The organism is Mesorhizobium sp. M8A.F.Ca.ET.207.01.1.1 (assembly GCF_004794715.1).
Lineage (GTDB): Bacteria > Pseudomonadota > Alphaproteobacteria > Rhizobiales > Rhizobiaceae > Mesorhizobium.
This window is the reverse complement of sequence record NZ_SRUS01000001.1, coordinates 138,963-165,958: the sequence shown is the minus strand read 5'-3', so window position 1 is coordinate 165,958 and position 26,996 is coordinate 138,963. Positions and strand designations below refer to the sequence as shown.

27 protein-coding genes and 1 tRNA gene are annotated in these 26,996 nt (G+C 62.6%); 6 read left to right on the top strand and 22 right to left on the bottom strand.

The features are described from left to right. Positions 1–160: 160 nt before the first annotated feature. The 16 genes from EN850_RS00755 to rpoZ form a co-directional block, all read right to left on the bottom strand. Positions 161–952, bottom strand: coding sequence for an anti-sigma factor (locus EN850_RS00755; RefSeq protein ID WP_136090398.1), 792 nt, complete (start codon positions 950–952; stop codon positions 161–163). Beyond that, positions 949–1,467 carry an RNA polymerase sigma factor gene (locus tag EN850_RS00750; RefSeq protein WP_127276227.1) on the bottom strand — a complete coding sequence of 173 codons (519 nt, stop codon included), beginning with the start codon at positions 1,465–1,467 and terminating at the stop codon, positions 949–951. Before EN850_RS00750 ends, EN850_RS00755 begins: the two co-directional genes overlap by 4 nt. A gap of 173 nt (positions 1,468–1,640) precedes the next feature. Continuing rightward, positions 1,641–4,379 carry a DUF2339 domain-containing protein gene (locus EN850_RS00745; RefSeq protein WP_136090397.1) on the bottom strand — a complete coding sequence of 913 codons (2,739 nt, stop codon included), beginning with the start codon at positions 4,377–4,379 and terminating at the stop codon, positions 1,641–1,643. An 82-nt stretch (positions 4,380–4,461) separates the two neighbouring features. Further along, positions 4,462–4,980 carry a PaaI family thioesterase gene (locus EN850_RS00740; protein ID WP_136090396.1) on the bottom strand — a complete coding sequence of 173 codons (519 nt, stop codon included), beginning with the start codon at positions 4,978–4,980 and terminating at the stop codon, positions 4,462–4,464. Beyond that, positions 4,977–5,753, bottom strand: coding sequence for a DNA repair protein RecO (recO, locus tag EN850_RS00735; RefSeq protein ID WP_136090395.1), 777 nt, complete (start codon positions 5,751–5,753; stop codon positions 4,977–4,979). The genes EN850_RS00740 and recO overlap by 4 nt, the downstream gene beginning before the upstream one ends. A gap of 135 nt (positions 5,754–5,888) precedes the next feature. Further along, the gene (locus EN850_RS00730; protein WP_136090394.1) at positions 5,889–7,052 is read right to left on the bottom strand and encodes a porin; all 1,164 of its coding nucleotides are present in this window, start codon (positions 7,050–7,052) and stop codon (positions 5,889–5,891) included. Positions 7,053–7,572: 520 nt separating this feature from the next. Further along, positions 7,573–8,463, bottom strand: coding sequence for an aminoglycoside phosphotransferase family protein (locus EN850_RS00725; protein WP_189590927.1), 891 nt, complete (start codon positions 8,461–8,463; stop codon positions 7,573–7,575). Between the two features lie 41 nt (positions 8,464–8,504). After that, complete coding sequence (gene era / locus EN850_RS00720) at positions 8,505–9,425, bottom strand: GTPase Era (RefSeq protein WP_127276219.1); 921 nt, start codon at positions 9,423–9,425, stop codon at positions 8,505–8,507. Further along, a complete protein-coding gene (gene rnc, locus EN850_RS00715; RefSeq protein ID WP_136090392.1) occupies positions 9,422–10,147 on the bottom strand; it encodes a ribonuclease III in 726 nt (241 codons plus the stop codon). Before rnc ends, era begins: the two co-directional genes overlap by 4 nt. Before the next feature lie 4 nt (positions 10,148–10,151). Further along, entirely contained in the window at positions 10,152–10,901 is a 750-nt protein-coding gene (gene lepB, locus EN850_RS00710) for a signal peptidase I (RefSeq protein ID WP_027144187.1), read from the bottom strand. A gap of 78 nt (positions 10,902–10,979) precedes the next feature. Beyond that, complete coding sequence (gene acpS, locus EN850_RS00705) at positions 10,980–11,393, bottom strand: holo-ACP synthase (RefSeq protein ID WP_127276214.1); 414 nt, start codon at positions 11,391–11,393, stop codon at positions 10,980–10,982. Then, a complete protein-coding gene (locus EN850_RS00700) occupies positions 11,390–11,989 on the bottom strand; it encodes a DUF2062 domain-containing protein (RefSeq protein WP_127276212.1) in 600 nt (199 codons plus the stop codon). The genes acpS and EN850_RS00700 overlap by 4 nt, the downstream gene beginning before the upstream one ends. Before the next feature lie 263 nt (positions 11,990–12,252). Further along, positions 12,253–12,633 carry a VOC family protein gene (locus EN850_RS00695; protein WP_189524507.1) on the bottom strand — a complete coding sequence of 127 codons (381 nt, stop codon included), beginning with the start codon at positions 12,631–12,633 and terminating at the stop codon, positions 12,253–12,255. A gap of 13 nt (positions 12,634–12,646) precedes the next feature. Further along, positions 12,647–13,225 carry an orotate phosphoribosyltransferase gene (gene pyrE / locus EN850_RS00690; protein WP_136090391.1) on the bottom strand — a complete coding sequence of 193 codons (579 nt, stop codon included), beginning with the start codon at positions 13,223–13,225 and terminating at the stop codon, positions 12,647–12,649. Positions 13,226–13,250: 25 nt separating this feature from the next. Beyond that, positions 13,251–15,479 carry a bifunctional (p)ppGpp synthetase/guanosine-3',5'-bis(diphosphate) 3'-pyrophosphohydrolase gene (locus EN850_RS00685; RefSeq protein ID WP_127276205.1) on the bottom strand — a complete coding sequence of 743 codons (2,229 nt, stop codon included), beginning with the start codon at positions 15,477–15,479 and terminating at the stop codon, positions 13,251–13,253. 211 nt (positions 15,480–15,690) lie between these two features. Further along, the gene (gene rpoZ / locus EN850_RS00680; RefSeq protein ID WP_127276203.1) at positions 15,691–16,092 is read right to left on the bottom strand and encodes a DNA-directed RNA polymerase subunit omega; all 402 of its coding nucleotides are present in this window, start codon (positions 16,090–16,092) and stop codon (positions 15,691–15,693) included. Between the two features lie 318 nt (positions 16,093–16,410). Between rpoZ and EN850_RS00675 the strand changes: the two genes are divergently transcribed. Next, the gene (locus EN850_RS00675) at positions 16,411–16,992 is read left to right on the top strand and encodes an NYN domain-containing protein (RefSeq protein ID WP_127276201.1); all 582 of its coding nucleotides are present in this window, start codon (positions 16,411–16,413) and stop codon (positions 16,990–16,992) included. A gap of 11 nt (positions 16,993–17,003) precedes the next feature. Further along, the gene (locus tag EN850_RS00670; RefSeq protein WP_127276198.1) at positions 17,004–17,660 is read left to right on the top strand and encodes a uracil-DNA glycosylase; all 657 of its coding nucleotides are present in this window, start codon (positions 17,004–17,006) and stop codon (positions 17,658–17,660) included. A gap of 33 nt (positions 17,661–17,693) precedes the next feature. Here the strand turns inward: EN850_RS00670 and EN850_RS00665 are convergent, their stop codons facing one another. Further along, a complete protein-coding gene (locus EN850_RS00665; RefSeq protein ID WP_127871508.1) occupies positions 17,694–18,167 on the bottom strand; it encodes an Lrp/AsnC ligand binding domain-containing protein in 474 nt (157 codons plus the stop codon). 142 nt (positions 18,168–18,309) lie between these two features. On the opposite strand from EN850_RS00665, the gene EN850_RS00660 reads away from it, so the two are divergent. Further along, on the top strand, positions 18,310–19,233 hold the full coding sequence (locus tag EN850_RS00660; protein WP_135863726.1) for a DMT family transporter: 924 nt from the start codon (positions 18,310–18,312) through the stop codon (positions 19,231–19,233). A gap of 15 nt (positions 19,234–19,248) precedes the next feature. Here EN850_RS00660 and EN850_RS00655 read toward each other — a convergent pair whose 3' ends face one another. The 3 genes from EN850_RS00655 to dapA all read right to left on the bottom strand — a co-directional run bounded on the left by EN850_RS00655 (position 19,249) and on the right by dapA (position 21,422). Then, complete coding sequence (locus EN850_RS00655; RefSeq protein WP_135863724.1) at positions 19,249–19,959, bottom strand: GH25 family lysozyme; 711 nt, start codon at positions 19,957–19,959, stop codon at positions 19,249–19,251. 76 nt (positions 19,960–20,035) lie between these two features. Then, a complete protein-coding gene (gene smpB / locus EN850_RS00650; RefSeq protein WP_027144197.1) occupies positions 20,036–20,515 on the bottom strand; it encodes an SsrA-binding protein SmpB in 480 nt (159 codons plus the stop codon). Positions 20,516–20,540: 25 nt separating this feature from the next. After that, positions 20,541–21,422 (bottom strand): 4-hydroxy-tetrahydrodipicolinate synthase, encoded by an 882-nt coding sequence (dapA, locus tag EN850_RS00645; RefSeq protein WP_127278541.1) that lies wholly within the window; start codon positions 21,420–21,422, stop codon positions 20,541–20,543. Positions 21,423–21,715: 293 nt separating this feature from the next. On the opposite strand from dapA, the gene EN850_RS00640 reads away from it, so the two are divergent. Further along, positions 21,716–23,746 (top strand): lytic transglycosylase domain-containing protein, encoded by a 2,031-nt coding sequence (locus tag EN850_RS00640; RefSeq protein ID WP_136090390.1) that lies wholly within the window; start codon positions 21,716–21,718, stop codon positions 23,744–23,746. 108 nt (positions 23,747–23,854) lie between these two features. Beyond that, the gene (locus tag EN850_RS00635; RefSeq protein ID WP_136090389.1) at positions 23,855–24,754 is read left to right on the top strand and encodes an alpha/beta hydrolase; all 900 of its coding nucleotides are present in this window, start codon (positions 23,855–23,857) and stop codon (positions 24,752–24,754) included. A gap of 30 nt (positions 24,755–24,784) precedes the next feature. Here EN850_RS00635 and EN850_RS00630 read toward each other — a convergent pair. Then, positions 24,785–24,875 (bottom strand) — tRNA-Ser (locus tag EN850_RS00630). A 331-nt stretch (positions 24,876–25,206) separates the two neighbouring features. Between EN850_RS00630 and EN850_RS00625 the strand changes: the two genes are divergently transcribed. Next, complete coding sequence (locus EN850_RS00625; protein WP_136090388.1) at positions 25,207–26,319, top strand: pyridoxal phosphate-dependent aminotransferase; 1,113 nt, start codon at positions 25,207–25,209, stop codon at positions 26,317–26,319. On the opposite strand, the gene EN850_RS00620 is transcribed toward EN850_RS00625, so the two are convergent. Then, positions 26,316–26,843, bottom strand: a complete 528-nt coding sequence (locus EN850_RS00620; RefSeq protein ID WP_135919582.1) for a MarR family winged helix-turn-helix transcriptional regulator — start codon at positions 26,841–26,843, stop codon at positions 26,316–26,318. The two genes, EN850_RS00625 and EN850_RS00620, sit on opposite strands and share 4 nt — an antisense overlap. Positions 26,844–26,996: the final 153 nt, after the last annotated feature.

Sequence of the window (26,996 nt, the reverse complement as noted above, 5' to 3'; positions counted from 1 at the left end):
ACGGCCCCAGTCAAAGCGTCGCAAACACCGGCCGAAGCGCCGGTATTCATCAAGCGCTATCGCTCCTTGATTAGGGCCGAATTGTGACAGTTTCCGCGGCGGCAGGGAAGCTGACAAGCTTTGAACGGAATCGCTGTTTCAAGCCGAGATCGCCGCCGGCTCAACTGGCGAGACCGGCCAGAAGCTGCCCATACGCACTCTTGGCCACGGCCGCCAATTGCTCGCGCGGCAGCGAACCGACGACGGCACAGCCATAGCCCTTGTCCAGCCAATAGACGGCCTGCGGACCGTCCTGCGCCGAAGCGTAGGTACCCTTGGCATTCTCCGTCGATTCCGCCGTCACGAAGAGGGATATGCGCTCGCCCTTGTCGTCTTCGTAGAGCAGCATTGCCGCCTTGCTTTCACCGGCCGGCAGCAACCGGCCACCAACCAGTTGGAACCCGTTCGCGCTCAGATCCGGCGCCACCAGCTTCAGGCCGACCCGGTTGGACAGCCAGGTCTGCAAATGATCCTTGTCGCTGGCCGGCACTTCCACCGCATGCAGCTTCTCGGCGGCATAGATGACATGGGCGGCGATCGCCTGTTCGGCGAGCCGATCCTCCGCCGGATCCTCCTGCCCGAGTCCGCCGATGCCGGCAAAGTAGCCGCCAAATCCGCCCGTGGTCAGAAACACCGCCGCGGCGGCGGCAAGCCACCAGCGCGAGCGTGGCGCCGCTGCCTTAACAGGCGCTTCGCCGAGCACCACCTTGCGCAAGCGCGCGGGAACAGGCTCATCCAGCACGCCGGCAAAGGCGGCACGCAATGCCTCGCGGTCGGCGGTGAAGCGGACGCTCCTCGCCTTCATCTCCGGATTGGCATCGAGCCAGGCATCATAGGCGGCACGCTCATCGGCCGGCAGTTCGCCGTCGAGCGCCATGTGAATGTCCCGTTCGGAAAAGTCGCGGCGGATCATTTCTCGACGATCCTTATGGCGCGGCGGCGCGCTGTGTCGTCCAGCAACCCGCGCAGTTCCTCACGCCCACGCGCGATGCGCGACATCAGCGTGCCCGCGGGCACACCCAGAATGTTGGCGGCTTCGGCATAGGAAAATCCCTCGATGGCGACCATGACCAGGGCCGCGCGGCGATCGGGGCTGATCGCCTGCAATGCGTTGATGATCTCGCGCGAAGCAATGCCCTCCAACTGTTCGGGCGGCTGGGCAACCGCCTCGCCCGCCTCCAGCGGCAGCATCGCCGCTTCGCCGCGGCGGTTCACCTTGCGCATCTGGTCGATGAACAAATGATGCATGATCGTAAACAGCCACCTCCTGGGGCTTTCTCCTGTCTGCCAGTTGTCGAGCCGCAACAGTGCACGCTCGAGGCAGTCCTGAACGAGGTCGTCGGCAGAATCACGGTCGCGCAGAAGCGAGCGTGCGTAGCGGCGCAGGCGCGGTATTTCGCCAAGGATTGCTGCCTTCTTTTCGTCCATGACCGCTGGTTCTGAGATCGCCCTTGTTGATTCCGATTGAACGCGCCTTCCCGGCACGGCGCAAGCGGCCAGCGCGAAGCGGTCCGCCGCTCCGGTCACCCAAGCAACGAGATAACGCTGGCTGCTGCCGGTTTATTCCCGACCGGCAAGAAAACCCAATGATTCGCGGGCGATTATCCTTTTTCCTTCGCCGCCCGCGTCAAAAGCCGCTGATAGAACAGGCCGATGCCGATCAGCACCGCGCCCAGGCCAATGAAGGACAGCGCCCTGAGCACGCCTTCCAGTTCGGACATGTCGAAGAGAAAGACCTTCAGCACGGCAACCGCGATCAGCCCGGCCGAAGCAATGCGCAGCACCTGCGATTTCAGCCAGACGCCAGCCGTGAGCAGCGCCACGCCGATCACCAGCCAGAGTGCCGAATAGGTATAGGTCTCCAACTGGCCAAGGCCGCTCCACAAGCCAATGAACTCGCCCTTGAACAGGCGCCTCACCGAGAGCGTGGCATAGGCGAAGGCAAGCAGCGCCGCCACCAGCGCCAGCATGGCCGAATACCATTTCGGCCGCTTGCCCCTGCTATAGAGCGCCAGGCCGCCAGCGGCGACGGCCGGCAGGAGATAGGCCAGGAACAAAAGATTGAAAACCGGGATCCGACCGGTCGATTCGTCAGTGAACAGCGGATTGAGCACCAGGAAATGCTGGATGACGACGAAGGCGGCCGAAGCGACACCCAGCGCCATCGAACCATAGCGCAGCACCGAGCTTGGCGTGCGCCTGTCGATGGCGATCAGGATGCCACCAGCGCCGATGGCGATCAGCGTGTAGATTGCCTGTTCGGCAAGCGTCGGCGCATCGCTGTTGATGACGCCGCCATGCATGGCGTGGCGCACCAGCATGGCGAGTGTGAGCAGCGTAAACAGCGCCGCCGCGGCCTCCATGGCGAGGCGCGGTCGGCCATTGGTGGTGTGGGCGAGTTGCCAGGCCGCGAAGCCGAAGGCGAGCGCCGGCACGCCATAGCCTGGCAGCAACCAGTTGAAGACCGGTGTCGTTGACAAGAACCCGGCGCCGACAATCGTCGGGTCGAAGGCGACGCGGCCAAGCACCGCGATGACGGCGGCGACTGAAATCCAGCCGAGCACAGGATAAGAGCGCCGGCGCGTGGCGAGCGCCGGCATGATCGCCGCGGCGCCGAGCAGGATGGTGGTCCAGCCGGAACCAAAAGCCATATGCAGCATCAGGAGGCCGGCAACTGCTGCGCCGCCCAGGGCAAAGGACACTGCGGCACCGCCCTCGAGCGGTGGTTCCTCGGCCCGCGCGATCCACTCGCCGCCGGCGGCGAGGATCACGACCAGCAGGGCCGCGACCGCAGCGTATGCAAAATCACGGTCGAGATTGCCGAAGGTGAGCCAGAGCGCCAGCAGGATGACCAGAGGCGCGATGACGCCCCATGCTGCCCAAGAGGCCGCTCGGATCCGTGCCGAGGCGGCAAAGCGGCGCGCGGCCCACAAGCCGGCGGCAAGGAAGACAAGGCCGAGGCCAATACCGATACGCAGCGTCAAGGCATTTCCGGCCGCCACCGGCAAGCCGTCAAAGCCCAGATTGCCCTGGGACAAATCGGAGCCAATGGTGGCGGGCGGAATGATGCCGAGATGGATCATCACCGTCACCAGCCCGGCTGCGTGCAGCAGCGGCACCGCGCGCGGCCGGAAGAATGCGGTGGCGAGAAGGGCGACGAGAACCAAGGCGCCTGGCAAGGCATAGCCTGCCGCGACAAATGTCGCGTCGACCGACAGGCCGAGCGCCGAAAACGCGATGAAAGCCCCCGGCACGATCGATGGCCAGTCGAAGCCGCTTTCCGCTTCGCTGCCCCGACCGCTCAGCCAGACAAGAGCCAGCACGGCCAGCGTGACGGCGTCGATGAACAGGATGGCGGAGAGGTCCGCGCCCGGCGCGTCGGTCATGTAGAGGATGGTCCAGATGCCGGTGCCGAAAAAGGCGGCCGCCATCAGCGCTTGCCAGTCGCGCATGCGGGCGATGACGCCGGTGGCCGCGAGTACGATGGCGAGATAGCCGAACAATGCCCAGGGATTGGGCGCTTGCGAAGCGATCAGCACCGGGGTCACCATAGCGCCGACAAGACCGATGCCAGCCAGCGCCTGGCCATGGACGAGCGCGGCGGCGATGGTCGCAATACCGATCGCACCGAGCAGCGTGAAGGCAAGAGCCGGGCCGATGAAGCCGTAAACGCCATGGGCGGCATAGACGGTGCCGAACAGGATGAAGGCACCGGCCGCCGTCAGAATCGCCGGAATATAGGCGCCGGCAACACCTTGCACCGGCACCTTGAAGCCGGTGCGGCGAATGAACTCGCCGCCGGCGACCAGCACCAACCCGAGCACGGCCGCCATGGTGAGCCGCACGCCGGGTCCGAAAATGCCGGCCTCGATGGTGTAGCGGATCAGGAACAAGCCGCCGAGAGCAAGCGCGATGCCGCCGACCCAGACCGCCCAACGCGTGCCGAGCGCGGTTTCGACATCGGACTGCCGGGCGGCCTGGGCGGCCGCGGCCGGCACGACCTCCGGCGTTTCCGGTGCTGCCTCGGGCGCGCTCCAGGGACCGGGCACACTCTCGCCGGCCGGGATTTCCACCTCCATGGCCTGTACCATCGCGGGTGCCGGATCGCTGATTGCTGCCGGGGCGATGTCGGCCGCGGGCGCGGCCACCGATGACGTGTGCGCCTTGCCCTCGGCCGCCTCCTGGTCCGACAGCCTGACCACGGGCGGCACGACGCCCGAAAGCACGAGACTGCGCAGCGCGCCAAGCTCGCGCTCGATCAGACCGATCCGGCTCTGCTGGCGCGAAATGATGACGAACAAGGCGATGATGGCGACAAGGCCGATCAGGCTTTCAAACATGGCGGTTCCCCCAAACCAGGCCAGTTTTCACTGACATTTCGTCTCACTGACATTCAAATGCGGCGGCCAAACGGCTGAAAACTCAACGTGCCGCCAGATTGGCTGCCGGAAATATCGAACATGTCTCGGTACCGAAAGCCAGCAGCTTGCCGCCGGCGCCCTTCAGCGTCGCCTCGGAAACGGCAAGCGTGCGGCCCTTGTGAACCACCTTGCCTTCACAAACCACCTCGCCGGTCCTGGGCGTGATCGGCCGCGTCAGGTTCACCTTGAACTCGGCCGTCGTGTAGGCCTCACCCTTTTCGAGCAGCGTCTGAACGGCGCAGCCCAACGCCGAATCGAGCAGCGTCGCCGCCCAACCGCCATGCACGCTGCCCAGCGGGTTGAGATGGCGTTCGTCCGGCACGCCGCGAAATACGGCGCGGCCTTCCGACACTTCGGTCAAGGCGAAGCTGAGCTGGAAGGAGATCGGCGATGCCGGATATTTGCCGTCGATGATTCGCTGAAGCAATTCCAGGCCGGTGTATTTCAGGATGTCGGCATGAGGAATGGTGCCGAGGCCGAGTGGCGAGACCCGGCCCGGATAGAGTTCGACTTCGCTCATCTGATGATTTCCCCGGCCGCGTTCTCTCCGGCGATGGGCTTGTGCGTCGCGTGGTGCTTGCGCAGCGCTGCAAGAAAGCCGGCGCGCGCGTCAGGCTGATCGATGCCGCGCGGCTCGTAAACATGGCGGGTGAAGAAGAAACCGGTCAAGCGGAAGGCGTCCGCGATCGCCGCACGGTTCGCGCGCATGCCGGAGCCGCGCTGCAGAAATGCAGGCAGCACCAGCATCTTGTCGTGCCACGGCGCGCCGGCTTCACGCGACACCGCGCGTCCCGACTTCGGCGAGACATAGGCAAGATCCTGCCTTGTACCGGTGGCGGCGCATTGGCTGAGATCGAGGCCGAAGCCGAGTTCATCAAGGATCAGAAGTTCGAAACGCGCCACCAGCTCGCCGGCGGCATCGGCATCGTCCAGGTGGACGATCATCACCGAAAGCGCCTCGAAGAGGCCGCCATGGGCGTCACGCTCGGGCAGCAGGCGCAGATGCGCCGCCATGGTCTGAAGGCCGTAGACGGCGATGGCACTGTCCATCAGCCGGGCGGCATTCATTTCGATCGCTTCGGCCTGGAAGGTGCCCAGATGCTCGTCGAGGCGCGCGCGCCACAAGAGATCGACGCGATTGCCGGGCTGGAGAACGGGCTGCTGCTTGCGCGAGCGGCCGCCGCGCACGAGGCCGAGATGGCGGCCATGCGCACGCGTCATCACCTCGAGAATGGCGCTGGTTTCGCCATGCTTGCGGGTGCCGAGAATGATTCCCTCGTCGCGCCATTCCATGCCCGAGCTTTTCACCCGTTGGATGGCGAAATCAAGATGAGGCGCTGGTGCTCAGACGGGCTGGCTCCGGGACAGCGCGCAAAAAACCGCCCACAGCGATACGCTGCGGGCGGTCTGGTAAGGTCAGTCGATCCGTTAGAACGAGCGCTGGAAGCGGAGAATGCCGCCGACGCTGCTCTTCTTGTTGGCCTTGGTCCAGTTGTTGAAGTCGACGTCGTCGAATTTTCCTGCATTGAGGTAATCGACTTCAGCCGTGACCGTAAAGCCGGGCACAACGGTATAGGCAACGTTCGCGGCGATGCCGAGATTCTTCCAGTCGTCATAGGAGATCTGGGCGTTGAACGAGGTCTTGTCGTTGAACTTGTAGGTGCCGCCACCCCAGATTGCCCAGTTGCCGCCCCACTGTTTGTAGAAGCCGCGACCGTGTGCATCGATGGCGTTGTTCGCATCGTCGGTGAGATTGTCGTCGGTGCCGTAGCCAGCCATGATGAACAGCGACAATTCGTTGGTTGCCTTGACGTCAAGGCGAACCTTGCCAGCGACTTCTTCGTAGTTGCTGTCATAGGCCACGACGCCGGTGATCGCACCCCAGTCGCCCTTGTACTTCAAGCCGCCGACGACATGCGGAACATAGCTGTCGATGGTGCCCACGACGCCGGCGCCTTCTTCGAGGGAGACCATGCCCGAGAAACCGTTGCCTGCGTCGAAGTAGTATTGGACGACGTTGCTCTCCTGCCCGCCGTAGGGCACTAGCGTATCCTGGATGACGTTGCCGGCATAGCCGATGAACGTGTCGAAAGCCGTATCGTCCTTACCGACGCGCAGACCACCGAGTTGGATCCAGGCGAAACGCAGCGAGAGCGACTTGTTACGGCCCGTCCAATCGGTGCTGGCCGAATCTTCATAGTCGCCCGAGGAGTTGCCGTAGTTGAAGCGGGTCTCGGTGTAGGTCTTCAGGGTACCGAGCTCGGTTTCCTGACCGGTCCAGGTCTTCAGCGTGAAGCGGGTGTTCTTGTAGTAGGTCGAGTGATCGTCGTTGGCGTTCTGATGGTCCTGGACATGGTTGACGCCATCGAACGAGCCGGAATCGCCGACGCCGATATCATAGCGGACATAGCCGCCGATGCGCAGGCAGGTCTCGGTGCCCGGGATATAGAAGTAACCGGCGCCGTAGACGTCACAGATCTTGACGTATTCGGCCGGTTCCGGTTCGGCGACGACGACCGCGTCCGCGGCGCGCGCGCCGGACACCGCGATCAGCGCCGCGGCTGAGCCGAGAAGGAGGCTCTTGATGTGCATTTTCTGACCTCTCCAGTCAAGTTAATAAGATGGCTTCTGAATTGTGGCTGGCGGATATGTTGTCCCGCTTCACCCGACAATGAAAAAGGGCTCGCACCGCGTCCCCTTTTCGCGGCGAACATACCCACCAATCTTCCGCCTTCAATGACAATTCCACAAATATGCCGGATTCAGACCACAGATTAAATCTGTGTTGCACAAATAACACTAACCCACCATGACCAATTTTCAAATCGGCACAAATGGTACATTGTCATTTTTATATAATAATTGGGTATTTTTTTGATTTATTGATCTGATGCTGTAATTTATTCTATTATTTTCATGTAATTAAAAATTACTTCTAACAAAAACATTGAATAACTTATTTTTCGACGTCAGATCCCTGAATCAAATCTGACCAATCCCTCGGGCTCCGCCGACGTCAGAAGGGCCATGTGAAGTTGCCCGCCGCAGTGACTTTTTTTTAATCCATCGGAAACTCAACGCCGTCCGATGTCGGCGCGTCACGCGCTTCCCCTCACGCCTGACACTCGCGATTGATCAGCACCGCATCGATCACCCGCCAAGATTCTTCGATCTCGGCCCGGGCGACGTCTATGTGGCCGGCGGCGATGATCAGCGCCTTCCACAGCGCCCAGCCACGCCCGCGCGCCCAGGTCGCCTCATCTGCCGCGAGGCAGGCGCGAAAAGTGTCCCGGCTCTCGCCTTCGAAAAGCGTCCAGGCAATTGCCAGATCGCAGGAGGGATCACCGACACCGCAGGTGCCAAAATCGATCACCGCGCCTAGCCTGCCCTTTTCGACCAGGAGGTTGCCCCGGCTGACGTCGCCATGGAACCACACGGAAGGACCTTCCCAGGCCGCGGCAAGGGCTATCTCCCAGACAGCGGTGGCGGCGCCGGTATCGATGCGGTTGCCGAGCGCCGAGATCGCTTGCCTTGTCTCGCCGTCATAGACGGTCAGCGGTCCGCCGCGAAAGAAATTATGCTGCCCAGGCGCTGGCCCATCGGTCGCGTCCACGTATCTCAACGCAACCAGGAACCGAGCTAGGTCCGCCGCGAATTCCGACAGATCCGCGATACGTTCCCGTTTCGCGGTCTCGCCCTCGATCCAGCCATAAACGGACCAGTGCCAGGGATAGCCCTCGGCCGGAACGCCCATCGCCAGCGGTACGGGGATGGACAGTGGCAACAGCGGCGCCAACCTCGGCAGCCAGCGATGTTCCTTTTCCACTTGCAGGGAATAGGCGGCGGCGCTCGGCAACCGCACGGTCATCTCGTCGCCGAGATGAAAGGTCCTGTTGTCCCAGCCGCCAAAATCAACCGGCCTGACCGCAAGATTCTTCCAATGCGGGAATTGCGCGGCAATCAGCCGGCGCACCAAGGCGACATCGATCGTGACCTCAAGCATGATCTTTCCCGAAAACAGACCCTTTTGTTCGGGATCATGCCCTAATGAGGAAACTCCAACCCCATCTCGCGATAGCGCTCGGGATCATCGCCCCAGTTCTCGCGCACCTTTACGAACAGGAACAGGTGCACCTTCTGCTCCAATATGCCTGATATTTCCATCCGCGCGGCCTGCCCGATGGCGCGGATGGTCTCGCCCTTGTGGCCGAGCACGATCTTCTTCTGGCTGTCGCGCTCGACAAAGATGGTCTGGTCGATGCGCACCGAGCCGTCTTTCTTCTCTTCCCATTTCTCGGTCTCGATGTGCGAGGAATAGGGCAGTTCCTGATGCAGCCTGAGATAGAGCTTTTCGCGAGTGATCTCGGCCGCGAGTTGGCGCATCGGCAGGTCGGAAATCTGGTCTTCCGGATAGTACCACGGGCCGGCCGGCAGCGCCTGGGCCAGATAGTCGAGCAGGTCCTTGCAGCCGGAGCCGGTCAACGCCGAGACCATGAAGGTGCGCTGGAACGGCACTTTCTCGTTCGCTGCCGCTGAGAGGGCCAGAAGCGCCTCCGGCTTGACGCGGTCGACCTTGTTGAGGATCAGCGCCATCGGCTGGCGCACGTCCTTCAGCCGTTCGAGGATGGCATCGGCGTCGCCCCTGATGCCGCGTTCCGCATCGATCAGCAGCAACACGATATCGGCGTCCTTGGCGCCGCCCCAGGCGGTGGTCACCATTGCCGTATCCAGCCGCCGCTTGGGCTTGAAGATGCCCGGTGTGTCGACAAAGACGATCTGCGCGTTGTCGTGCGTGGCGATACCGCGCACGATGGCGCGTGTCGTCTGCACCTTATGGGTGACGATCGAGACCTTGGCGCCGACAAGTTGGTTGACCAGCGTCGACTTGCCGGCATTGGGCGCGCCGATCAGCGCGACGAAGCCGGAATGCGTAACAGGAGCGGCTGCAGTGTCTTCGGCGGTCATGCCGCACTCCCTTCATGAACCCAGACGCCTTCGCGAACCAGAAGGGCGGTGGCGGCGGCCTGTTCGGCCTCGCGCTTGGAGCGGCCGCTGCCGGTTGCCGGCTGAAACGCGCCGACCTTGACGCTGACGGTAAACAGCGGATCGTGATCGGGGCCTTCCCGGCCGTCGACCTGATAGGCGGGAACAGCACCCGCCGCCTGATGCGCCCATTCCTGCAATTCGGTCTTGGCGTCGCGGCGTGCCGCGCCCGAGGCCTGCGAACGCGGCTGCCAGTATTTGTGAATGAACACGCGGGCCGCTTCCAGACCACCGTCGAGATAGAGCACGGCGATCAATGATTCCAACGCATCGGCGCGCAGGTTGACGCGCTTGCGTCCCTCGAGCCCGCGCACGTCCGATCCGGCATGGATCAGGTCCGGCAACCCGATATGCTCGGCGATATCAGACAGCGCCTCGGCATTGACCAACGCATTGAGCCGCAGCGACAATTCCCCTTCCGCGGCATCGGGAAAGGCAGCCAACAGCATATCGGCGACTACAAGGCCAAGAACCCGGTCGCCGAGAAATTCGAACCGTTCATAATCGGCGCCCGAATTGGCACCGCGCGCACTGGCATGGGTAAGCGCACGCTGCAGGCGCTGGCGGTCGGCGAAGGCATGGCCCGTGCGTTCCGCAAGCGCTTCGGCGAGCGCATCGGCGGTCAACCGTTTTGGCGCCGCCATGGCCCTAGTTGACGAAATGGAACAGGCGCGAAGCGCGCATCAGCGACGGCCATTTCCAGATTTCGAGCGGGCTTGCCTTGCCGGCGATCGAGAAGAAGACAAGGTTGGCGCGGCCGACCAGGTTCTCGGCCGGAACATAACCGACGGTGAAGCGGCTGTCGGCGGAATTGTCCCTGTTGTCGCCCATCATGAAATAGTGGCCCGGCGGCACGTCGAATTCGCGGGTGTTGTCGCCGATCGAGTTCGGCGACAGGTCCAGCGTGTCGTAGCTGACGCCATCGGGCAGCGTCTCGCGATAGACGTCGATGGGATAATCCTTTTCCGTGATGTCGGGATTGTCGATCTGGCCGGTCTTGACGCGCGGCACGCCGACGCCGTTGATGAACACTTGGCCATCCTTCATCTGGATCTTGTCGCCGGGCAGGCCAATGACGCGCTTGATGTAGTCGACGGACGGATCCGGCGGGAACTTGAATACCACCACGTCGCCACGCTTGGGCTCTGAGCCCCAGATGCGGCCCGAGAAAATGTCCGGCCCAAAAGGCAGCGAATAGCGTGAATAACCATAGGACCATTTGGTGACGAACAGATAGTCGCCTTCCAGAAGCGTCGGCCGCATCGAGCCCGACGGGATCGAGAACGGCTGGAAAAGCAGCGTGCGAATGACCAGGGCGAGCAAAAGCGCCTGGACGATGACGCTGACGGTTTCGCCAAGCCCGCCGGATTTCTTCTGGGATTTTTCAGCCACGCTCATGTCGTCCTCGATTGTGCGTTGGATGGTATAGAGTCTCGGCGCGCGCTGGGCAACGTCAATGCCGGTCGTCAGATGCAATCAATGTGGCGCTTCTTCGACGGGCACCGCCTCGATGATCACAAAGGCTTGAGCGAGCGGAAAATCATCCGTGATGGTGAGGTGGATGGCAGCCTGATGGCCTTGGGGCAGGATCTTTTCCAGCCGCGCCAGCGCCCCGCCGGTGAGCGCCATGGTCGGCGCACCGCTGGGCAGGTTGACGACCCCCATGTCACGCCAGAAGACCCCTTGTGCCAGACCGGTGCCCAGTGCCTTGGCGCAAGCCTCCTTGGCGGCAAAGCGCTTGGCATAGGAAGCCGCGCGAGCGCGCCGGTTCTCCGAACGCGCCTGCTCCACCTCGGTGTAGATCCTCTGGATGAAGCGCTGGCCGTGGCGCTCAAGCGACTTCTCGATGCGTCTGATGTCGATCAGGTCGCTGCCGATGCCGATGATCATTGGGCAGCGGAACCGACGCTTCCGCCGGGATGATGCGAATGCTCACGGCGTCTTGCGCGCTCGGCCAGCCGCTTGCGCCTCTGTTCGCGGAAGACATTCATGCCCCAGCGCGTGATGCCGTAGAACACCAGGCCGAACACCAGCCCGAGCGGCACCGCCCCGATCAGCATCGGCTCCAGGACGGGATGCCATAGTTTGGCGAACGAAAGCGTGTGCATCATCTCGCCCAGATGCGCCGGCGGGCCATGCGCCGGCAGGCGATCGTGCAGGATGAGCTTGCCGGTTTCCCAGGATGCGCCCCACAAGAGCGGAAAGGTCAGCGGATTGCCGAAGAAAACAGCTCCGAGAGCAGCTGCCACCAGATTGCCGGCGATCACCCAACACAGAACGGCGGCAATGATGAAGTGGAAACCGACGGGGAAGAACGAAGCAAAGACACCTGCGGCGACGCCCGCCGCCACCGCGTGCGGGGTGGCCTTCAGCCGCAGAATGCGCTTGGAGAAATATTGAAGCGAGCGCGAAAACGAACGGCGCGGCCACAAATAGGTGCGCACCCGCTCGAAAAGGCCATCAGGCTTGCGGCGACGAAAAAGCACTGTCTTCCTATTCCCGACAATTCACAGCCTACACGCCGGCTGTTCCAGCCGGGCTTCGACCACCATATCTTGCGCTTTACGGTCGCCAGAAGGCAATCGCGACTTTGATATAGCCATCCGCAACCCCGACAACAACCGGAGGCCGTCCGCGCGGTGGCCGCACCGCCAGATTTTGGTAAGGTCCGTCTCCTCCAACATCGGACAATCGCGGCGAATTTGAGAAGCGGTTTTCGGCTAATTGTCGCAGCCAAATGATCGATACGCTACCGCAGATACTGGCTGACTTCGACCAGGTTGCCATCCGGGTCGCGGAAATAGACCGACATCATCGGGCCCCGCGCGCCGAGGCGTTCCACCGGCCCGAGCTCCACCGTCACGTGATTGGCTTCGAGACCGGCAAGGAATTCATCGAGCGGCCGCTCGGTGATCAGGCAGAAGTCCCCGGATCCTGGCGTCGGCGACTGGGCTTTCGGCTCGAAGGTGCGGCTGACCTCGTGGACATTGATCTTCTGGTTGCCGAAGGCAAGTGCTGTCGGCCGGCCCGGCGTATCGACGCGTTCGAAGCCCAGCACGCGTTGATAAAAGGCGCAGGTTGCGTCGAGCGACGCCACCGTCAGCACGAAATGATCGATGCCAACGATCAATGCGACCTCCTCCTCAGATGTTGCGGCTGCCGGGCTTGATGGCCGGGATGGCGGCAAGCTCCGGCGGCAACCTGTCCGGCGGATAGGCTGGAACCTCGTATTCGGCAAGCGCAATCAGCGGCACGCCGACATGGGTCTTGCCGGCCGAACGATCGATGATGCAGGCAGCCGCGACCACCTCTGCGCCGAGTTGGCGCAAGCAATCGATGGTTTCGCGGATCGACAATCCGGTGGTGACGATGTCCTCGACGATGACGACGCGGGCGCCTTGGTCGATCTCGAAGCGCCGCAGGCGAAACTCGCCCCCTTCCCGCTCCACCCAGATCGCCGGCACGCCAAGGTGGCGCGAGGTTTCGTAAGCCGGGATCAGCCCGCCGATCGCCGGCCCGACGACATAGTCGATCTTGCCCGGCACCGCGGCGCGGATCTTCTCGGCCAGCGCCTTGCACAGCCGCTCGGTCTTGTCGGCATGCATGAACACCCGTGCCTTCTGCAGGAAGACCGGACTGCGCAGGCCCGACGTCAGGATGAAATGACCCTCCAGAACAGCGCCAGCCTCGCGGAATATGCCCAGCACTTCTTCGGTATTCATCTCGTCCCCCATGGATCGGCTATCGCTAGCCATTGACGCGCCGCGCATCGCTGACGCTCGAATTGTCCTTGAGCTGCGAGAGCAGCCGGTTGAGATGCTTGAGGTCCCAGACTTCGAGATCGATCAGCATTTCGGTGAAATCGGGCGCGGTGCGCACCATCGACAGCGTATGGATGTTGGCGTCGTTTGAGGCAACGACCTGGGCGATGTCGGCGAGCGAGCCCGGCGCGTTGATGGCGGTGACCGAGACGCGCGCGGGAAACCGTTCCTTGGTGCGTTCGTCGATGTCCCAACGCACGTCGATCCAGCGCTCCGGCTGGTCGTCGAAAGCCTGCAGCGCCGGCGACTGGATCGGGTAGATGGTGATGCCGGTGCCCGGCTGGACGATGCCGACGATACGGTCGCCAGGGACCGCGCCTTCCGGCGCGAAGCGCACCGGCAGGTCGCCGCGCACGCCGCGGATCGGCACGGCGCCGGCGCCTGGCTGGTCCTTGTCCTTGCGCGCGGCCCGGCCAGGTATCTGGAACAGCATGCCGGCGGCGTTGCGGATCTTTGACCAGCCCTCCTCGCGCTGCTTGGGAGCCGCAGGGGTGACGCGCTCGTCCTTGTAGTCAGGGAAGACCGCCTTCATGACATCGGTGGAAGCCAGTTCTCCGCGACCGACGGACGCCAACACATCCTCGATGTCCTTGCGAGCCAACCGGTGCAGGACGGGCTTCAGGCTTTCCTTGGTGAAGGTCTTGCCGGCTCGTTCGAAGGCACGCTCAAGGATACGCGCGCCGAGACCCGAATACTGCTTGCGGATGGCATTCTTGGTGGCGCGGCGGATGGCGGCGCGCGCCTTGCCGGTGACGACGACCGATTCCCACGCGGCTGGCGGCACCTGCGCCTTGGAGCGGATGATCTCGACCTCGTCGCCATTCTTCAATTCCGTCATCAGCGGCATGATGCGGCCATTGACCTTGGCGCCGACGCAGGTGTCGCCGACATCGGTGTGGACGGCATAGGCGAAATCGATCGGCGTGGCGCCGCGCGGCAAGGCAATCAGCATGCCCTTCGGCGTGAAGCAGAACACCTGGTCCTGGAACAGCTCCAGCTTGGTGTTTTCGAGAAAATCTTCCGGATTGTCGCCTTCGGCCAGTTGCTCGATGGTGCGCCGCAGCCAGGCATAGGCGTTGGTCTCCTTCGAGATCGCATGGCCGGCGCCGTTCGTCTTGCCACCGGTGTCCTTGTAGATGGAATGGGCGGCGACGCCGTATTCGGCGATCTTGTTCATCTCGCGGGTGCGGATTTGCAGTTCGACGCGCTGGCGCGAAGGGCCGACGATGGTGGTGTGGATCGAACGGTAGTCGTTCTGCTTCGGCGTCGAGATGTAGTCCTTGAAACGGCCGGGCACCATCGACCAGGTGGTGTGGATGGCACCCAGCGCGCGATAGCAATCCTCGACGGTGTCGACGACGACGCGGAAGCCGAAAATGTCGGACAGTTGCTCGAAGGACAGCGCCTTGGCCTCCATCTTGCGGAACACCGACCATGGCTTCTTCTGCCGGCTCTTCACGCCGGCGTTGATGGCATGCTTCTCAAACAGTGCCGACAGCGCCTTTTCAATGTCGGTCAGTACGCCCTTGTTGCGCTCGAAGATCTCGGCGAGGCGGGCGGTGACGGCGCGGTAGGCTTCCGGATTGATGAAGCGGAAGGCGATCTCTTCCAACTCCTCGCGCATGCCTTGCATGCCCATGCGCCCGGCCAGCGGCGCGTAGATGTCCATCGTCTCCTCGGCAATGCGCAGGCGCTTGGCCTCGGGCATGTGATCAAGGGTGCGCATGTTGTGCAAACGGTCGGCGAGCTTGACCAGCAGCACGCGCACATCTTCCGAGATCGCCAGCAGAAGCTTGCGCAGGTTCTCCGCCTGCTCGGCCTTCTTGGAGACGAGATCGAGCTTCTTAAGCTTGGTCAGGCCCTCGACCAGCTTGCCCATTTCGGGGCCAAACAGATCGTCGATCTCGGCTCGCGTCGCCGTGGTGTCCTCGATGGTGTCGTGCAGCAGGGCGACGGCGATGGTCGCCTCGTCCATGTGCATCTCGGTGAGGATGGCCGCGACCTCGAGCGGGTGCGAGAAATAGGGATCGCCGGAAGCGCGCTTCTGGTGGCCATGCTTCTGCATGGCGTAGACATAGGCTTTGTTGAGCAACGCCTCGTTGACGTCAGGCTTGTAGCGCTGCACGCGCTCGACAAGCTCATACTGACGCATCATGGGCTAAATCTCTCGGCGATGAAATGAATCATGCGCCGCACTGTCGTACGGCGCATGTCCGGTACCAACTGTCGCAAATACCAGATTCATACATTATGCCAAGTGCGGCCAAAACTGCATCTGGTATTTGCGACAGTTGGTACTCGATAGCCACGAAACTGCCGTGACGGAAGGGCCGGAAGATTGTTCCAGGCGCTTCCGGAGAGCTGTCTTAGTAGTCGTCGCTCTTTTCCGGCGGGACCAGACCTTCGATGCCGGCCAGCAGGTCTTCCTCGGTCATGCGATCGAAGGTGACGTTGTCCTCGGCGTCGTCGGTGTCGGCGGCGGCGACGGCACCGCCAGTCTGGTCGGCGATCACTTCGCCATCGGCTTCGGGCTCGTCGACCTCGACATGCTTCTGCAGCGAATGGATCAGATCTTCCTTGAGATCGTCGGGCGACAGCGTCTCGTCGGCAATCTCGCGCAGCGCAATGACCGGGTTTTTGTCGTTGTCGCGCGGGACGGTGATCTGCGCGCCCTGGCTGATCTGACGGGCGCGGTGGCCGGCCAGAAGCACCAGCTCGAAGCGGTTGTCGACCTTGTCGATGCAATCTTCAACGGTTACGCGGGCCATGGATTGCCCCTTTCATGCCTGGATGTGACGGAAAACAGGCGCGGTCCATAACCCGAACGGCGCCAAAATACAAGCATCATGGCGATGCAGGCCCACAGGGCACTCAATCCCTCCATCAAACTCCGGATTTGGCAAAACCGGCCGCGTCCACGGTTCGGCTCTACGATCACAATTGCTTGCAGTGCGCCAGACGCCCTTGGATTGCCACCAAACTGGCGTTATCTCCGTTGGTCCAAGGTCGCCGGTTTTCATGAGCCTGACCAATAGTCGATACCGCATTTCGTTTAGACGGCGCTTATTTCGAAAAGGATTATTTCGATGTTCGACCCTCGTGAAAAAATCGCCCTGTTCATCGACGGCGCCAATCTCTACGCCACCTCGCGCGCACTCGGGTTCGACATCGACTATCGCAAGCTTTTGGCGAGCTTCCACAAGCGTGGTTACCTGTTGCGCGCCTATTATTATACCGCGCTGGTGGAGGACCAGGAGTATTCCTCGATCCGGCCGCTGATCGACTGGCTCGACTATAACGGCTTCAAGGTGGTGACCAAGCCGGCCAAGGAATTCACCGACTCGACCGGCCGCCGCAAGATCAAGGGCAACATGGACATCGAGCTCACTGTCGATGCGCTGGAACTCGCCGACGTCGTCGACCACTATGTCATATTCTCCGGAGATGGCGATTTCCGCACGCTGGTCGAGGCGCTGCAACGGCGTGGCCGCAAGGTGTCGATCGTCTCGACCATGGCCTCGCAGCCGCCGATGATCTCGGATGACCTGCGCCGCCAGGCCGACCATTTCATCGACCTGGCGACGCTGAAGAACGAAGTCGGCCGCGATCCCTCCGAGCGGCCCGTAAGGCGGCCCGAACCGGCCGAAGTCGAGGAGGACGACTACTGAGGCCGGTCGACTTGACCGTCCTCTCCGCTTCCGAACCCAGCCGCGACTGCCCACTTTGCCCGCGGTTGCATGACTTCATCGCCGAATGGCGGCAGCGCGAGCCGTCCTGGTTCAATGCGCCAGTGCCGACCTTCCTGCCACCGCGCGGCGAAGACACCGTCCGGCTTCTGATCGTCGGTCTGGCGCCTGGTTTGCGCGGCGCCAACCGCACCGGGCGCCCGTTCACCGGTGACTATGCCGGTGACCTGCTCTATTCGACACTGATTGCCCACGGTTTTGCACGCGGCGAGTTCAAGGCGCGGCCCGATGACGGGCTGGAACTCGTCGGCACGGCCATCACCAACGCGGTGCGCTGCGTGCCGCCGGAGAACAAGCCGGTGGGCGCCGAGATCACCACCTGTCGGACATTTTTGGTGTCGACGATCGCTCGCTTTCCAAACTTGCGCGCCGTGCTGGCGCTGGGATCGATCGCGCACCAGTCGACCGTGCGGGCACTGGGCGGGCGCATCGCCGCCTATCCGTTCAAACATGGCGGGCAATTGCCCGCCGGCGGCATTACGCTGTTTTCGAGCTATCATTGCTCGCGCTACAACACCAATACCGGCGTGTTGACTGAAGACATGTTCGTCAGGGTGTTTGGCGACATCGCGGCATTCCTGGAGACCTGAAGTATCGGACGTCGTACGGTCTCCGGTGCCTGCCTACACCGGCAACAGGGCATCCGGTTTCACGTCGCCGATCGAGGCATAGGTATGTGTTTCCTTCACGCCCGGCAGCGGCAGGATGACGCGTTTGAGAAAGTCCTGATAGTCGGCCATCTCGGCAATGCGCGCCTTCACAAGATAGTCGAAGCCACCGACGACCATATGGCATTCCAGAACCTCGGGCGCCTTTGCGACCGCCTCGGCGAAACGATCAAAAATATGCGGGGCCGTGTGATCGAGCCGCACCTCGATGAAGACAAGCATGCCTCGGCCAATCTTTACCGGATTGAGCACCGCCCTGACGGCGGTGATGAACCCGTCGCGAAACAGGCGCTTCACGCGCTGGCTGGTGCCGGTCGGCGACAGGCCGACGCGCGCTGCCAGATCAAGCGTGGTGCGGCGTCCATCTTCCTGCAGCAGCCGCAAAAGACTGCGATCGACGGCGTCGAGGTCGCCCGATTCAGGATTCACGTTCAAGCCACCTCATTTGCGTGAACTACACGTCAATTTTCGAAAAACAGCGTATTTAGTCGCGGCCATTTCGACAATAGGCTGCGCTTCATCGCAAGGTCGGGGCTGTCTCCTCCTGGCGGCATGAATATGGTGGCAGAACATGGCGGACGTCCGAGACACGGGAAACACAAGGCTTGCGGTGATCGCCGGCCTCGCCATGATCGCCATCTATGCCGCGCAGTTCGTGGCCGCCCGCTTCAGCCTCAGGGAGCATCTGACGGCCACCGACATGGCCGGCTTGCGCTTTGCCGGTGCCGGCGCGGTGTTCCTGCCGATCGTCTGGAGGCGCGGCCTGGCGACCATGACGGCGCTGGGCTGGCGGCGTGGATTGACGTTGGCGGCGCTGGCCGGATTGCCCTATCCGCTGATCATCAACTGGGGCCTCACTCATGCGCCCGCCGCCCATGCCGCGGCGCTCTGCCCCGCCTCGATCGTCTTCTTCTCGTTCCTATTGTCGCTGTTCAGGGAAAGCGCGTCGCGCCGGCGGATCGTTGGCGTCGCCACGATCATCGCCGGCTTGTTGCTGTTCATAGCGCCGGCGCGCACCGGCGCCGGTGATGTCTTGTTCGGGGATCTGCTGTTTGTCGGATCGGGCGCGATGTTTTCCACATATGCCGTTCTTGTGCAGCGGTGGCGTGTCGAGCCGGTGACGGCGACCGCGAGCGTCGTGCTTTTGTCCTGCCTGCCGCTGCCACTTCTCTATGTCTTTGCGCCAAGCGGCCTCCATGCCGCCGCAGGCGCCGAAATCGCCAGCCAGATCGTCATTCAAGGTCTTCTCGCCGGCGCTGTCGCAATGTTCCTTTACACTTACATTGTCGACCAATTGGGCTCGCAGGCTGCATCGCTGTTCCTGCCGGGTGTGCCGATCGCCACCGTGATGGTCGGCATGGTCGTGCTTGGCGAGACCCCGCTGGCGATCCAATGCGTGGCCATCGCCATCATGGCCGCCGGGATGGGTTATTCGGCGATGGGTCGACGCAGCACCAGGGAAAATCTGGCTGTTCCGGCACCAGCTGGATCGTAAATGGTTTCAGTGGCATCAAGGTATGGGGGCAAGCAGCGCCGCCAACTTCTGCGGCCCGCCCTGCAAAACGTTCAGGTCGACGTCCCCCTCAATGCCGTCCACGCGTCCCCGGTTGTGGTACTGCCAGTAGATCCAGTCACGGCGGTCCGGCTCCATGAGCAGAGAGCGCAGCCAGAGTGGGCGAGCGCTGATTTGCCCGGCATAGGCAGCTTCGGCTTCATCCGTCAGATAGACGATCGCTGGCTTGCCGAAGGCCGCCTCGACGGGTCCAAGGAAAGCCTGCAGTTCGGCGTTCAGTTGCTCGGGCGACGGGCGCTGCGGACAGTTGCCGCCGAACTCGATGTCGACGACCGGCGGCAGCAACGGCTGATCGCGCGGCACCACCGAGATAAAATTCCTGGCCTGGTCGGCGCCCGGACGGCAGAAGGTGAAGAAATGATAGGCGCCGACGGCGAGCCCGGCGGCGCGGGCCTCGCGCAGGTTGCCGGCGAAGGCTTCGTCGACATGGTCGCCGCCCTCAGTCGCCTTGATGACGGCGAAAGCCACATCATCGGCGGCAACGCGCCGCCAGTCGATCTTGCCCTGATGATGGGAGACGTCGATGCCCCTGACCGGATATCTGCCGCGGTCGGGAGAATAGGTGTGGAAATAGACCAAGGCCCCCGCCGCAACGATAGATGCCAGGGCAAGACTGGCGAGGCCCCAGAGAACAATCCGCTTCTTCAAGACCATCCCCTGTTGGGCTTGCCGATTGTTAGACCTTGAAGCCCCGGCTGTTGGCTTTTTTCAGGCTGTCACCTGATCACCCGCGTTCCTTGAGCAGCCGGCCCTTTTCGCGCGACCAGTCGCGTTGCTTCTCGGTCTCGCGCTTGTCATGCAGCTTCTTGCCGCGGCCAACGGCAAGCAGCAGCTTGGCGCGCCCCTGATCGTTGAAATAGATTTTTAGCGGCACCAGCGTCATCCCTTCACGGTCGACGCTCTGCGACAGTTTTGCCATCTCGCGCTTGTTGAGCAGCAGCTTGCGGCGCCGGCGCGGTTCGTGGTTGAAGCGGTTGGCCTGCAGGTATTCAGGCAGATAGGAATTGATCAGCCAGATCTCGCCGCCTTCTACCGAGGCATAACTGTCCTGGATGTTGGCCTGGCCCTGGCGCAACGATTTGACCTCGGTGCCAGTCAGCACCAAGCCGGTCTCGATCGTGTCGAGCACCTCATAGGAAAACCGCGCCTTGCGGTTTTCCGCAACGGTCTTGTTGTTGGGATCGGCTTTTCTGACTTGATTCATGATGTGGAGAGGTGGCGCCTCATCCTCAATTAATCAAGCCGGCGTGCTTCATGGCCGCATCGATCTTTTCGGCCGTCGACTGCTCGATGGTGACCAGCGGCGAACGCAGCACGTTCTCGACCTTGCCCAGCTTCGACAGCGCGTATTTGGCGCCGGAGACGCCGGGCTCTATGAAGATCGCCTTGTGCAGGGGCAAGAGACGGTCCTGCAGCTCGAGCGCCTTGGCGCTGTCGCCGGACAACGTTGCCTCCTGGAATTCGGCGCACAGCCTCGGTGCGACATTCGAGGTCACCGAAATACAGCCGACGCCGCCATGCGCATTGAAGCCGAGTGCCGAGGCATCCTCGCCGGAAAGCTGGATGAAATCCTTGCCGCAGGTCATGCGCTGCTCGGACACCCGCTCGACCTTGCCGGTCGCGTCCTTGACGCCGACGATGTTGTTGAAGTCGTGCACCAGCCGGCCCATCGTCTCCGGCGTCATGTCGATCACCGAGCGCGGCGGGATGTTGTAGATGATGATCGGCAGCTTGGTCGCCCGGGCGACGGCGGCGAAATGCTCGTAGAGACCGCGCTGTGTCGGCTTGTTGTAGTAGGGCGTGACGACCAGGGCCGCATCGGCACCCGCCTTTTCGGCATACTGCACAAGCCCAACAGCTTCCTCGGTGTTGTTGGAACCGGCGCCGGCGACGACAGGCGCCCTGCCCCTGGCCACCTCGATGCAGACCTTGACGACGTGGCGGTGCTCGTCATGCGACAGCGTCGGCGACTCGCCGGTGGTGCCTACCGGGACGAGGCCCGTGGTGCCTTCCCCAAGCTGCCATTCGACGAACGCGCGAAAGGCTTTCTCGTCGAAACGCCCGCTCTTTTCGAACGGTGTCACGAGCGCAGTAAGCGAGCCTCTCAGCATGTCGTCCAACTCCTTGGGACTTCCAGGTTCATGCATGTCGTCGTCCCAAAAGCGGTTGCCGGTTTTGGGCGACATGCATCGGTGTTTTATCGTGCGCGCCTTCTAACCGAAAGCGAAGCCGCGCACCATAGTCTCGACATTGTTGCGCGGCAAGCATTGCCATGGTGCCAGCAAGCGTTATTCGAACGGCCTCGATAACCCTTTGTTTACGAGCCCTTCACGACCTAAGTCTAGGCTTCGAGGCTTCTTCGCCTGCTGGTAAAATGCTGGACTAAGGAAAGACACGAAGGATCATGCCGACCGGTCGGCCCCGCCTGTTCGCGCTTCTTGGCGCCATCGCCGCGCTGATGCCCGGCGTGGCGATCTGTGGCAGCGCCGATGTGCGGGTCACTTCGGCCATTCCGATGCCTGGCGTACAGGACAAGGCGCAACAGGCCCCCACCCCCGGCGTCGCGCTCTTGAAAAGCGGCCTGGATGCGCTGGCAGCTGGCGATATTCCCGGCGCGCGCGGTGTGCGCGATGCCCTCCCCGCACAATCGCTCGACCAGCACATATTGGCCTGGGCGATCGCGCTCTACGGAGGCGACAAGGTTCCGAGTGGCGATATCGCGGCGGCCGCGAAGATGCTGCCCAATTGGCCAGGCACCGTTGCATTGCGCAAGAACAGCGAGCGCGCGCTCTATCGCGAGAACCCGGCGGCGGACATCGTCATCAAGGCTTTCGACGGCAGCCAGCCGCAGACATTCGAAGGCGTGATGGTTCTCGCGCGCGCCTATGTGTCGTCCGGCAACGCCAAAGCGGCGCGATCGGCGTTGTCGCCGTTCTGGCGCACCGCGATCCTGGACGCCAAGGACGAGGCGGCTCTGATCAAGGAGTTCGGCGGCCTTGTTCCCGCCGCCGATCACCGTTTTCGCATGGAACGCATGTTCTATGCCGACCGGGTGAATTCCGCCTTGCGTGTCGCCGGCCTCGCCGGCGCCCAGCAGCTTGCCGACGCCTGGGTGGCGGCCGACAGAGGCGACAAGAATGCGGCCAAACTGCTGAAGGCGGTGCCGGTGGCGCAGCGTTCGGCCGGCTATTTCTTCGCGCAGGCCGAATATCTGCGCAAGCAGGAGGATTTTGCGGGCGCAGCGGCGGTTGTCATGAAAGCGCCGGCAGACCGTGAATCCCTGGTCGATCCGGACGCCTGGTGGGTCGAACGCCGGGTGCTGTCGCGCGAACTGGTCGACCAGGGCGACATGAAGACCGCATACAAGATAGTCGCCATGCATGCAGCCGAAAGCGCGGCCAATGCAGCGGAAGCCGAGTTCCATGCCGGCTGGTATGCGCTGCGCGGCCTGAGCGATCCCAAGCTCGCGGCGACGCACTTCGCGCGCATCGCCGAGCTAGCCCAGGGGCCGATGACCCTGTCGCGCGCCTATTACTGGCTCGGCCGCGCCGCGGAAGTCGGCGGCCCCGGCAATGCCAAGGATTATTTTGGACGTGCGGCGACCTACGGCACGACGTTCTACGGCCAGCTAGCCGCCGAACGCGTCGGCCGGCAGGCGCTCAACATCGTCTATCCCCAGCCAAGTGCCGCCGACCGGCAGAACTTTGCCGGCCGCGAGGCTGTCTCCGCCATCAAGCGCCTGCAGGAGGCAGGATACGACCGTTATGCCGAAACGCTCTATCGCGACCTTGCCGGGCAGTTGACCAGCCCGGGTGAACTGGCGCTGCTCGCTGTCCTTGCGGAAAAGCAGAACAACCATTTCATGGCGCTGAAAGTTGGCAAGATCGCCGGGGCGCGCGGCATCGATGTCGGTGCGTTGTCGCATCCGCTCGGCGTCATCCCCGATTCGGCTAATATTTCCGGTTCGGGCAAGGCGCTGGCCTATGCGATCGCCCGCCAGGAAAGCGAATTCAACGTCGGTGCCGTATCCGGTGCCGGCGCGCGCGGCCTGCTGCAGCTGATGCCGGGAACCGCCAAGCAATTGGCGAAGAAGGCCGGATTGCAGTTTTCGCAGACCAGGCTGACAAGCGACGCCGGCTACAATGCAACGCTTGGTTCGGCGTTCCTTGGCGAACAGCTCGATCGCTTCAACGGCTCGTACGTATTGACCTTCGCGGGCTACAATGCGGGCCCCGCCCGGGCCAGCCAGTGGGTGGCGAAATACGGCGACCCGCGCGGCAAGGACATCGATGCGGTGGTGGACTGGGTCGAGCGGATTCCCTACACGGAAACAAGAAGTTACGTGCAGCGCGTGATGGAGAATTACGAGGTCTACAAGATGCGTATTTCCGGCAAGTACGACATTGTAGGCGATCTCGTGAATGGGCGCAGCTGAGGCTCTTGCTCTCCCCGTGCGAGGAGAAGGAGGAGCCTTTCCCGTTTGACCCTCCAGCGCTCCGTCTATAGCAGTCGTGGACGATCTCGCGGCTAAGGCGTCCATTCCATGTCGAGCAATCCAGATTTCTCCGACTTCTTCTATGCCGCGCCAGATGGGCTGAGGCTTCACGCGCGTGTCTATGGCGAAGCGAGTTCCGCCCATTGGCCGGTCGTCTGTCTGCCTGGCCTGACGCGCAACGCGCGGGATTTTCACGAGCTTGCGCTCTATCTCTCAACGCGATCCGCCCTTGCGCGCAAGGTTGTCGCTTTCGACTACCGCGGACGGGGGCAGTCGGCCTACGATCCCGATGTCAGTCACTACAATGTCGGCATCGAAGCCGGCGACGTCCTTGCCGGGCTGGCCGCACTCGGTATCGGACAGGCGGCCTTCATCGGCACCTCGCGCGGCGGGCTGGTGATCCATGTCCTTGGCACGATGCAGCCGGCGGTACTGAAAGCCATCGTGCTCAACGACATAGGGCCAGTGATCGAAGCCGCCGGCCTCGCTCACATCCAGTCCTATCTCGAACGCACGCCAAAGCCGAAAACCTTCACCGAGGCGGTGGATGCCCAGCGCAACGTTCATAGCAAGGACTTTCCAGCGCTTGCTGAGGGCGACTGGGAGCGAATGGTGCGCGCGCTCTATCGCGAGACGAATCAAGGGCTGCTGCCCGATTTCGATTCGAAGCTGGTCGACACGGTTGCCAATCTCGACCTGTCACAGCCATTGCCGCCTCTTTGGCAGCAATTCGATGCGTTGGCGGCCATTCCGCTGCTCGTCATACGCGGCGCCAATTCAAGGCTATTGTCCCAGGAAACGCTGGAGGAGATGCGAAAGCGTCATCCCGGCACCAGGACAATCACCGTACCGGATCAGGGCCACGCACCCTTCCTGGAGACCGGTAACCTGCCCAATGAGATCGCGCTCTTTCTGGATCAAGCAGAGGCTCAGAAAAATCCGGGGTAACCCCCGAGAGCAACCAAGGTCTTGGGGTCATGGCGGAGAGGATGGGATTCGAACCCACGAGAAGCTTTTGACCTCTACTCCCTTAGCAGGGGAGCGCCTTCGACCACTCGGCCACCTCTCCGTTGCGCCGGTGGATAAAGAAAAGCGGCGGCACAATCAACAAGCCCGCGTCACTAATATGGAAAAATAAGAGCGTACCGGACCGCGGCTTTGCGCGATGCGGGGATTCTGGGGCAATTCCTGGCTGGTAGAACTGGCCGCGGGTTGCGCTTTGGTGCAGATCGAGCGTTGAATTGCCTGGACTAGATGGGGGGCAATCGTGTGTTCATCCTGCCTCGCTGGCAAATACCGCCGGCAGAATCCAGTAAGGCCACCGGATCGGCCGATCCTGACCTTGCACCGTCCCAAGCGGCACGTTAGCAAGAAGGCTCCCTTCCAAGCGAGCTTTCGACATGCTTCAGCGCCCTGCCCTCTCACCACTCATCGCCGCGCTTCCGTCGACCGTGCCGTTTGTCGGCCCCGAAGCGCAGGAGCGTGAACGCGGGCGCGCTTTCCGTGCCCGCATCGGCGCCAATGAGAGCAGCTTTGGCCCCTCGCCGCGCGTGATCGCCCGCATGGAGAGTGTCGCGCGCGACCAGTGGATGTATTGCGACCCGGACAATTACGACCTTAAAGTTGCGGCGGCCGCGCATCACAATGTGGCTGTCGAGAACGTCGTTGTCGGCGAAGGCATCGACGGCCTGCTCAGCCTGGTGGCGCGCATGTATGTGGCGCCTGGCGATGCGGTGGTCACCTCGCTCGGCGCCTATCCGACCTTCAACTTCCACATTGCCGGTGTCGGCGGCCGGCTGGTGAGCGTCCCATACGAGAACGATCGCGAAAGCCTGGACGGTCTGCTCGCGGCGGTCGTCAGGGAAAAGGCGCCGCTGGTCTATCTGTCCAACCCGGACAATCCGATGGGCAGTTGGTGGGAGGCCGACGAGATCATCGGCTTCATACAAGCCCTGCCGGAAACCACCATGCTGGTGCTCGACGAGGCCTATGGCGAGCTGGGACCGGCCTCGGCCCTGCCGCCGATCGATATTTCGCGGCCAAACGTCATCCGCATGCGAACCTTTTCGAAGGCCTACGGACTTGCCGGCATACGGTGCGGCTATGCGTTGGCCGAGAGGCTGGTGATCAGCGACTTCGAGAAGATCCGCAACCACTATGGCGTCAGCCGCATGGCGCAGATCGCCGGCGTCGAGGCGCTCGCCGACCAGGCCTATCTCGAGGCGGTGGTGGCCCGGGTGGCCGCCGGACGGCGGCGCATCGCTGATATCGCCGAACAGAACAGGTTGAAGCCGCTCGCCTCGGCGACCAATTTCGTCACCATCGACTGCGGCCATGACGGTGCTTTCGCCCTGAAAGTGCTGCAGGGACTGTTGTCGCGCGACGTCTTCATCCGCAAACCGATGGCGCCAGGACTAGACCGCTGCATCCGCGTCAGTGTCGGTCTCGACCACGAATTGGATATCTTCGCCGAGGAATTGCCGGGCGCATTGGCGGCGGCGCGGGGAAACTAGGGCACTTCCGGGCGCTCAGGAGCCATCGCTACGCCGAGCAGATGCCTGGCACGCGTCAGCACATCCGACAGTTCCGCGGCTTCCTTGTCATTCAGGCTCGCGGTCAGGCGGGCGAGATCACGATCCGTAGCCGCATGAAGTGCGGCAAGCGCGGCCTGGCCGCGCGCGGAAAGCGAAAGAACGCGCGATCGTAGCGGCGCGGGACCGGTGCACATTTCAGTCAGGCCGGCGGCAGAGAATTTGCGAAGGATTCTAGTGACATAGGCAGGATCCACCTGAAGGCCCCGAGCGATTGCGGAGGCCACCGGTTCGAGATCGAGCCGAAGCGCTCGGGCCAGAAAGCCTGTCTTGCCGCCAGGTTTGGTGGGGCAATCGCGGGGGTGATGACCGAGCTCGAACAGCACCCGCGCCTCGGTCAGCGTATAGGCACTGTGCATCAACGTCTCGTCGAGCAACCCTATCAGCCCGGTATAGAACCGGTTGAAGCGGCGGATATCGCCGACCAAGGCATTGCGATCGCTCATGCCAGAAGCCTCCGGGAAATTTCCAGACCGCAGGGATGATGGCCAGAAAATTGACCCAGTCAACCATTTACTGGATCAAGTCACTTATTTCCGCAAAAACTCCCGGTCTTCGATTGGATAGTACCTCAAGCCAGTTGCCTTCGTTCGGTGCCG

Excerpts from the sequence above, each read along its gene's own strand:
- EN850_RS00755 (WP_136090398.1), bottom strand. The coding sequence starts at position 952 with ATGATCCGCCGCGACTTTTCCGAACGGGACATTCACATGGCGCTCGAC.
- EN850_RS00750 (WP_127276227.1), bottom strand. The coding sequence starts at position 1,467 with ATGGACGAAAAGAAGGCAGCAATCCTTGGCGAAATACCGCGCCTGCGC.
- EN850_RS00745 (WP_136090397.1), bottom strand. The coding sequence starts at position 4,379 with ATGTTTGAAAGCCTGATCGGCCTTGTCGCCATCATCGCCTTGTTCGTC.
- EN850_RS00740 (WP_136090396.1), bottom strand. The coding sequence starts at position 4,980 with ATGAGCGAAGTCGAACTCTATCCGGGCCGGGTCTCGCCACTCGGCCTC.
- recO (WP_136090395.1), bottom strand. The coding sequence starts at position 5,753 with ATGGAATGGCGCGACGAGGGAATCATTCTCGGCACCCGCAAGCATGGC.
- EN850_RS00730 (WP_136090394.1), bottom strand. The coding sequence starts at position 7,052 with ATGCACATCAAGAGCCTCCTTCTCGGCTCAGCCGCGGCGCTGATCGCG.
- EN850_RS00725 (WP_189590927.1), bottom strand. The coding sequence starts at position 8,463 with ATGCTTGAGGTCACGATCGATGTCGCCTTGGTGCGCCGGCTGATTGCC.
- era (WP_127276219.1), bottom strand. The coding sequence starts at position 9,425 with ATGACCGCCGAAGACACTGCAGCCGCTCCTGTTACGCATTCCGGCTTC.
- rnc (WP_136090392.1), bottom strand. The coding sequence starts at position 10,147 with ATGGCGGCGCCAAAACGGTTGACCGCCGATGCGCTCGCCGAAGCGCTT.
- lepB (WP_027144187.1), bottom strand. The coding sequence starts at position 10,901 with ATGAGCGTGGCTGAAAAATCCCAGAAGAAATCCGGCGGGCTTGGCGAA.
- acpS (WP_127276214.1), bottom strand. The coding sequence starts at position 11,393 with ATGATCATCGGCATCGGCAGCGACCTGATCGACATCAGACGCATCGAG.
- pyrE (WP_136090391.1), bottom strand. The coding sequence starts at position 13,225 with ATGAATACCGAAGAAGTGCTGGGCATATTCCGCGAGGCTGGCGCTGTT.
- EN850_RS00685 (WP_127276205.1), bottom strand. The coding sequence starts at position 15,479 with ATGATGCGTCAGTATGAGCTTGTCGAGCGCGTGCAGCGCTACAAGCCT.
- rpoZ (WP_127276203.1), bottom strand. The coding sequence starts at position 16,092 with ATGGCCCGCGTAACCGTTGAAGATTGCATCGACAAGGTCGACAACCGC.
- EN850_RS00675 (WP_127276201.1), top strand. The coding sequence starts at position 16,411 with ATGTTCGACCCTCGTGAAAAAATCGCCCTGTTCATCGACGGCGCCAAT.
- EN850_RS00660 (WP_135863726.1), top strand. The coding sequence starts at position 18,310 with ATGGCGGACGTCCGAGACACGGGAAACACAAGGCTTGCGGTGATCGCC.
- smpB (WP_027144197.1), bottom strand. The coding sequence starts at position 20,515 with ATGAATCAAGTCAGAAAAGCCGATCCCAACAACAAGACCGTTGCGGAA.
- dapA (WP_127278541.1), bottom strand. The coding sequence starts at position 21,422 with ATGCTGAGAGGCTCGCTTACTGCGCTCGTGACACCGTTCGAAAAGAGC.
- EN850_RS00640 (WP_136090390.1), top strand. The coding sequence starts at position 21,716 with ATGCCGACCGGTCGGCCCCGCCTGTTCGCGCTTCTTGGCGCCATCGCC.
- EN850_RS00635 (WP_136090389.1), top strand. The coding sequence starts at position 23,855 with ATGTCGAGCAATCCAGATTTCTCCGACTTCTTCTATGCCGCGCCAGAT.
- EN850_RS00625 (WP_136090388.1), top strand. The coding sequence starts at position 25,207 with ATGCTTCAGCGCCCTGCCCTCTCACCACTCATCGCCGCGCTTCCGTCG.
- EN850_RS00620 (WP_135919582.1), bottom strand. The coding sequence starts at position 26,843 with ATGAGCGATCGCAATGCCTTGGTCGGCGATATCCGCCGCTTCAACCGG.